This is a genomic window from Shigella sp. SIG3, from assembly GCF_053555855.1.
In genome coordinates, this window is the sequence record NZ_JBQZXE010000154.1 from 1 (window position 1) to 7,300 (window position 7,300).

Sequence of the window (7,300 nt, forward strand, 5' to 3'; positions counted from 1 at the left end):
GGCATTATGTATGTCGAAGCGGATAAATTGCTGGCTAAACTTAACCTGCGCTTTAAAAGCGACAAGTTAGTGGGCGATCTTTCCATCGGTGACCAGCAAATGGTTGAAATCGCCAAAGTGCTGAGCTTTGAGTCGAAAGTCATCATTATGGATGAACCGACCGATGCGCTGACCGATACCGAAACCGAATCCCTGTTCCGCGTCATCCGCGAGCTGAAATCGCAAGGCCACGGTATTGTCTATATCTCCCACCGCATGAAAGAAATCTTCGAGATTTGCGATGACGTTACCGTTTTTCGTGATGGGCAATTTATTGCTGAGCGCGAAGTGGCATCACTGACCGAAGATTCGCTGATTGAGATGATGGTGGGCCGCAAGCTGGAAGATCAATATCCACACCTGGACAAAGCGCCAGGAGATATCCGCCTGAAAGTCGATAATCTCTGCGGACCTGGCGTTAACGATGTCTCTTTTACTTTACGCAAAGGCGAAATTCTTGGCGTCTCTGGTTTGATGGGCGCAGGTCGTACCGAACTGATGAAAGTGCTCTACGGCGCACTGCCGCGCACCAGCGGTTACGTCACCCTGGATGGGCATGAAGTCGTTACCCGTTCACCGCAGGATGACCTGGCAAACGGCATTGTGTATATCTCCGAAGACCGTAAACGTGACGGTTTAGTGCTGGGCATGTCAGTAAAAGAGAACATGTCGCTGACAGCGCTGCGCTACTTCAGCCGCGCTGGCGGCAGTTTGAAGCATGCCGATGAACAGCAGGCTGTGAGTGATTTCATTCGTCTGTTTAATGTGAAAACGCCGTCGATGGAACAGGCAATTGGTCTGCTTTCCGGTGGCAATCAGCAAAAAGTGGCGATTGCCCGCGGTCTGATGACACGCCCCAAAGTATTGATCCTTGATGAGCCTACCCGTGGCGTAGATGTCGGCGCGAAAAAAGAGATCTATCAACTGATTAACCAGTTCAAAGCCGATGGCTTGAGTATCATTCTGGTGTCATCGGAGATGCCAGAAGTATTAGGCATGAGCGATCGCATCATCGTCATGCATGAAGGGCATCTCTGCGGGGAATTTACTCGTGAGCAGGCCACCCAGGAAGTGTTAATGGCTGCCGCTGTGGGCAAGCTTAATCGCGTGAATCAGGAGTAAAAAAATGACAACCCAGACTGTCTCTGGTCGCCGTTATTTCACGAAAGCGTGGCTGATGGAGCAGAAATCGCTTATCGCTCTGCTGGTGCTGATCGCGATTGTCTCGACGTTAAGCCCGAACTTTTTCACCATCAATAACTTATTCAATATTCTCCAGCAAACTTCGGTGAACGCCATTATGGCGGTCGGGATGACGCTGGTGATCCTGACGTCGGGCATAGACTTGTCGGTAGGTTCTCTGTTGGCGCTAACCGGCGCAGTTGCTGCATCTATCGTCGGCATTGAAGTCAATGCGCTGGTGGCTGTCGCTGCTGCTCTCACGTTAGGTGCCGCAATTGGTGCGGTAACCGGGGTGATTGTAGCGAAAGGTCGCGTCCAGGCGTTTATCGCTACGCTGGTTATGATGCTTTTACTGCGCGGCGTGACCATGGTTTATACCAACGGTAGCCCAGTGAATACCGGCTTTACTGAGAACGCCGATCTGTTTGGCTGGTTTGGTATTGGTCGTCCGCTGGGCGTACCGACGCCAGTCTGGATCATGGGGATTGTCTTCCTCGCGGCCTGGTACATGCTGCATCACACGCGTCTGGGGCGTTACATCTACGCGCTGGGCGGCAACGAAGCGGCAACGCGTCTTTCTGGTATCAACGTCAATAAAATCATCGTCTATTCTCTTTGTGGTCTGCTGGCATCGCTGGCCGGGATCATTGAAGTGGCGCGTCTCTCCTCTGCACAACCCACGGCGGGGACTGGCTATGAGCTGGATGCTATTGCTGCGGTGGTTCTGGGCGGTACGAGTCTGGCGGGCGGAAAAGGTCGCATTGTTGGGACGTTGATCGGCGCATTAATTCTTGGCTTCCTTAATAATGGATTGAATTTGTTAGGTGTTTCCTCCTATTACCAGATGATCGTCAAAGCGGTGGTGATTTTGCTGGCGGTGCTGGTAGACAACAAAAAGCAGTAATAACGACTACAGGACATCTTGAATATGAACATGAAAAAACTGGCTACCCTGGTTTCCGCTGTTGCGCTAAGCGCCACCGTCAGTGCGAATGCGATGGCAAAAGACACCATCGCGCTGGTGGTCTCCACGCTTAACAACCCGTTCTTTGTATCGCTGAAAGATGGCGCGCAGAAAGAGGCGGATAAACTTGGCTATAACCTGGTGGTGCTGGACTCCCAGAACAACCCGGCGAAAGAGCTGGCGAACGTGCAGGACTTAACCGTTCGCGGCACCAAAATTCTGCTGATTAACCCGACCGACTCCGACGCAGTGGGTAATGCTGTGAAGATGGCTAACCAGGCGAACATTCCGGTTATCACTCTTGACCGCCAGGCAACGAAAGGTGAAGTGGTGAGCCACATTGCATCTGATAACGTACTGGGCGGCAAAATCGCCGGTGATTACATCGCGAAGAAAGCGGGTGAAGGTGCCAAAGTTATCGAGCTGCAAGGCATTGCCGGTACATCCGCAGCCCGTGAACGTGGCGAAGGCTTCCAGCAGGCCGTTGCTGCTCACAAGTTTAATGTTCTTGCCAGCCAGCAGATTTTGATCGCACCAAAGGTTTGAACGTAATGCAGAACCTGTTGACCGCTCATCCGGATGTTCAGGCTGTATTCGCGCAGAATGATGAAATGGCGCTGGGCGCGCTGCAAACTGCCGGTAAATCGGATGTGATGGTCGTCGGATTTGACGGTACACCGGATAGCGAAAAAGCGGTGAATGATGGCAAACTAGCAGCGACTATCGCTCAGCTACCCGATCAGATTGGCGCGAAAGGCGTTGAAACCGCAGATAAAGTGCTGAAAGGCGAGAAAGTTCAGGCTAAGTATCCGGTTGATCTGAAACTGGTTGTTAAGCAGTAGTTTTAATCAGGTTGTATGACCTGATGGTGACATAAATACGTCATCGACAGATGAACGTGTAATATAAAGAAAAGCAGGGCACGCGCCACCCTAACACGGTGGCGCATTTTATGGACATCCCGAATATGCAAAACGCAGGCAGCCTCGTTGTTCTTGGCAGCATTAATGCTGACCACATTCTTAATCTTCAATCTTTTCCTACTCCAGGCGAAACCGTAACCGGTAACCACTATCAGGTTGCATTTGGCGGCAAAGGCGCGAATCAGGCTGTGGCTGCTGGGCGTAGCGGTGCGAATATCGCGTTTATTGCCTGTACTGGCGATGACAGCATTGGCGAGAGCGTTCGCCAGCTGCTCGCCACTGATAACATCGATATTACTCCGGTCAGCGTGATCAAAGGCGAATCAACAGGTGTGGCGCTGATTTTTGTTAATGGCGAAGGTGAGAATGTCATCGGTATTCATGCCGGCGCTAATGCTGCTCTTTCCCCATCGCTGGTGGAAGCGCAACGTGAGCGTATTGCCAACGCGTCAGCGTTATTAATGCAGCTGGAATCACCACTCGAAAGTGTGATGGCAGCGGCGAAAATCGCCCATCAAAATAAGACTATCGTTGCGCTTAACCCGGCTCCGGCTCGCGAACTTCCTGACGAACTGCTGGCGCTGGTGGACATTATTACGCCAAACGAAACGGAAGCAGAAAAGCTCACCGGTATTCGTGTTGAAAATGATGAAGATGCAGCGAAGGCGGCGCAGGTACTGCATGAAAAGGGTATCCGTACTGTACTGATTACTTTAGGAAGTCGTGGTGTATGGGCTAGCGTGAATGGTGAAGGTCAGCGCGTTCCTGGATTCCGGGTGCAGGCTGTCGATACCATTGCTGCCGGAGATACCTTTAACGGCGCGTTAATCACGGCGTTGCTGGAAGAAAAACCATTGCCAGAGGCGATTCGGTTTGCCCATGCTGCCGCTGCGATTGCCGTAACACGTAAAGGCGCACAACCTTCCGTACCGTGGCGTGAAGAGATCGACGCATTTTTAGACAGGCAGAGGTGACGCTTGGCTACAATGAAAGATGTTGCCCGTTTGGCGGGCGTTTCTACCTCAACAGTTTCTCACGTTATCAATAAAGATCGCTTCGTCAGTGAAGCGATTACCGCCAAAGTTGAAGCGGCGATTAAAGAACTTAATTACGCGCCATCAGCTCTGGCGCGTAGCCTCAAACTCAATCAAACACATACCATTGGCATGTTGATCACTGCCAGTACCAATCCTTTCTATTCAGAACTGGTGCGTGGCGTTGAACGCAGCTGCTTCGAACGCGGTTATAGTCTCGTCCTTTGCAATACCGAAGGCGATGAACAGCGGATGAATCGCAATCTGGAAACGCTGATGCAAAAACGCGTTGATGGCTTACTGTTACTGTGTACCGAAACGCATCAGCCTTCGCGTGAAATCATGCAACGTTATCCGACAGTGCCTACCGTGATGATGGACTGGGCTCCGTTCGATGGCGACAGCGATCTTATTCAGGATAACTCGTTGCTGGGCGGAGACTTAGCAACGCAATATCTGATCGATAAAGGTCATACCCGTATCGCCTGTATTACCGGTCCGCTGGATAAAACTCCGGCGCGCCTGCGGTTGGAAGGTTATCGGGCGGCGATGAAACGTGCGGGTCTCAACATTCCTGATGGCTATGAAGTCACTGGTGATTTTGAATTTAACGGCGGGTTTGACGCCATGCGCCAACTGTTATCACATCCGCTGCGTCCTCAGGCCGTCTTTACCGGAAATGACGCTATGGCTGTTGGCGTTTACCAGGCGTTATATCAGGCAGAGTTACAGGTTCCGCAGGATATCGCGGTGATTGGCTATGACGATATCGAACTGGCAAGCTTTATGACGCCACCATTAACCACTATCCACCAACCGAAAGATGAACTGGGGGAGCTGGCGATTGATGTACTCATCCATCGGATAACCCAGCCGACCCTTCAGCAACAACGATTACAACTTACTCCGATTCTGATGGAACGCGGTTCGGCATAGATTTACGCTGTCTTTTGATCAAATTATTACCATCGGTTGTTTTCAGAAGCATGAACATTGCTGCTGAAGCAACAGTAATAATGCCCATCGTGATAAACGTATAGTGGAATTGTTCGACAGTCGTTGTGCCTTCCATCCCTTCATAAATGCGAAGGACGGCCGCACTTACAGCAACGCCTAAACTAATCGACAGTTGCTGCGTGACCGCCAGAACATTGTTACCGCTGCTGGCGTTGTCATCGGTCAGATCGGCAAGTGTGATGGTATTCATCGCGGTAAACTGCGTCGACATAGCCATCCCTAATATAAACAACGGCAAGATCAGCATCCATATCGCCATTGCCGGTGATTGCAAAGAGAACTGAGCGATCATTAGCCCAATAATCACCGTGATCCCCACTAATGTATGGCGATAGCCCAGACGACGTAAGACTTGGGTAACCATCGATTTTGCAATAATGGAACCTAACGCTGTCGGTGCCATCATACAGCCGGCAATAAACGCCTGATAACCAAATCCTACCTGTAACATCAATGGCATAAGGAACGGTACACAGCCGGTCCCCAGACGGGTTGCAATATTGCCTACGATACCGATCGAGAAAGTGCGGGTTTTAAATAAATCTAATGAAATTAATGGGTTTGGCGTACGTCGCGCATGGAGAATATAGAGAAGCAGTAACCCGATGCTGGTGACAATTACCGTCAAGGCAATCCAGCTGGCGACAATCTTTTCCCCGAATAGCTCTATTCCGCTTGAAAAGAGAACAAGGCTGAGGCCAAACAGCAAAAAGCCAGTGATATCGAATCTGCGTCGTGCGGTGGTGAAATTGGGCATATGTTTGCGCGCGTAAAGAAGGCCCGCAATACCTATGGGGATATTAATTAAAAATATCCAGTGCCAGGTTGCCCAGGTGACCAGCACGCCGCCAAGAACGGGGCCTAAAATTGGCCCCACCAGACCCGGCATGGCGACAAAATTCAATACCGGAAGAAGTTCATTACGAGGATAAGCACGCAGTAAGGCCAGCCGAGTAACAGGCATCATCATTGCGTCGCCTATCCCTTGAATAACCCGGAAGACAACCAGCTGTGGTAGCGAATTAGAAAGTGCGCAGGCCAGAGAACCCAACGTGAACAGACTCACGGCAAGGGTAAAAATGCGACGCGTACCGAAGCGATCGGCTAGCCATCCGCTTACCGGAATAAGCATCGCCACCGTCAGCGTATAACTGATGATGGCTGATTGCATCGCGAGAGGAGAACGATTAAGGCTATGAGCGATTGCGGGTAAGGCGGTATTCAGAATAGTGGCATCAAGTGCCTGCATGAAAAAGGCCATCGCCGCGATCCACGGCAAACCCGACATACTACGCTTCTTTTTATCGCTCATTCAATGTCCTGTTATCGGGTTATCACTTATCAGGTGAGCGTAGCAGCGCCTGACAAGCTTTAAATGCCGCGTCGCCATCGCTTTGGATAATCGCATCGACAATCGCCTGGTGCAGATCCAGCTTTATCACTGTGTCGCTGGTAATTGACGTGAAGTAAGTGTGATAAACCGAATGGAATAGCGAGGCGAATGAGGTCAAAAACGGATTGGCGCTCATTTCATAGATATGCTCATGCCAGGCTATATCGACTTCGATCCAGCGTTCACGGCGAAAGTTCTCTTTTAATGCCGCCATTTCGGCCATTAACGTATTGAGATGCGCCTTCTGTTCCGCGGTGCCAACCGTTGCTGCCAGTAGGCAGGCTTGCGGCTCCAGACAGATACGCATAACCAGAAAGTGATCGATGACCTGATGAAAGTTCTCTTCTGTCATCCACCAAGTAAGCAATTCCTGATCAAGAAAATTCCAGTTCGATTGTGGCATGACCCGAGTACCAATTCGCGGTCGCGGTAAAACCATCCCTTTTGCCGTTAACGTTTTGACCGCTTCGCGTACCGCTGTACGACTCACTCCAAATTGCTCGCCCAGCTCAATCTCACCGGGCAAAATGGTGCCGGGTTCATATTCACCTTTTAAGATCCGTTGCGCCAGCTTCTCAGCCAGAACATACGAAAGGTTTTTCTGTGCAGCTAACTGTTGTGCGCTTAAAGGCATTACTTATCTTCCTTTTTCTTTTTATTCCTCCTTAGTATGCCACCAGGAAGTGTGATTACGGTTGCAAAAACGGCAAATTGATTGTTTTATGGCACATTAACGGGGCTTTTGCTG

The 7,300-nt window shown here is 50.6% G+C and carries 6 protein-coding genes and 1 pseudogene; 5 read left to right on the forward strand and 2 right to left on the reverse strand.

Annotated elements, in window-relative coordinates; translation table 11 throughout:
* The 5 genes and pseudogenes from rbsA to rbsR all read left to right on the forward strand — a co-directional run.
* Positions 1–1,161, forward strand: a 1,161-nt coding sequence (gene rbsA, locus ACUU1I_RS18635) for a ribose ABC transporter ATP-binding protein RbsA (RefSeq protein WP_449144878.1), incomplete at its 5' end; no start/stop codon positions are given.
* Between the two features lie 4 nt (positions 1,162–1,165).
* Positions 1,166–2,125, forward strand: a complete 960-nt coding sequence (gene rbsC / locus ACUU1I_RS18640) for a ribose ABC transporter permease (protein WP_000211866.1) — start codon at positions 1,166–1,168, stop codon at positions 2,123–2,125.
* A 24-nt stretch (positions 2,126–2,149) separates the two neighbouring features.
* Positions 2,150–3,027: pseudogene (gene rbsB / locus ACUU1I_RS18645) on the forward strand (ribose ABC transporter substrate-binding protein RbsB).
* Positions 3,028–3,152: 125 nt separating this feature from the next.
* Positions 3,153–4,082 carry a ribokinase gene (gene rbsK, locus ACUU1I_RS18650; RefSeq protein WP_005071704.1) on the forward strand — a complete coding sequence of 310 codons (930 nt, stop codon included), beginning with the start codon at positions 3,153–3,155 and terminating at the stop codon, positions 4,080–4,082.
* A 3-nt stretch (positions 4,083–4,085) separates the two neighbouring features.
* A complete protein-coding gene (gene rbsR / locus ACUU1I_RS18655; protein ID WP_000224470.1) occupies positions 4,086–5,078 on the forward strand; it encodes a ribose operon transcriptional repressor RbsR in 993 nt (330 codons plus the stop codon).
* On the opposite strand, the gene mdtD is transcribed toward rbsR, so the two are convergent.
* Both mdtD and ACUU1I_RS18665 read right to left on the reverse strand, forming a co-directional pair.
* A complete protein-coding gene (gene mdtD, locus ACUU1I_RS18660; RefSeq protein WP_001280878.1) occupies positions 5,044–6,471 on the reverse strand; it encodes a multidrug transporter subunit MdtD in 1,428 nt (475 codons plus the stop codon). The genes rbsR and mdtD overlap by 35 nt on opposite strands.
* 22 nt (positions 6,472–6,493) lie before the next feature.
* The gene (locus tag ACUU1I_RS18665) at positions 6,494–7,186 is read right to left on the reverse strand and encodes a FadR/GntR family transcriptional regulator (protein WP_001131163.1); all 693 of its coding nucleotides are present in this window, start codon (positions 7,184–7,186) and stop codon (positions 6,494–6,496) included.
* Between the last annotated feature and the right edge of the window lie 114 nt (positions 7,187–7,300).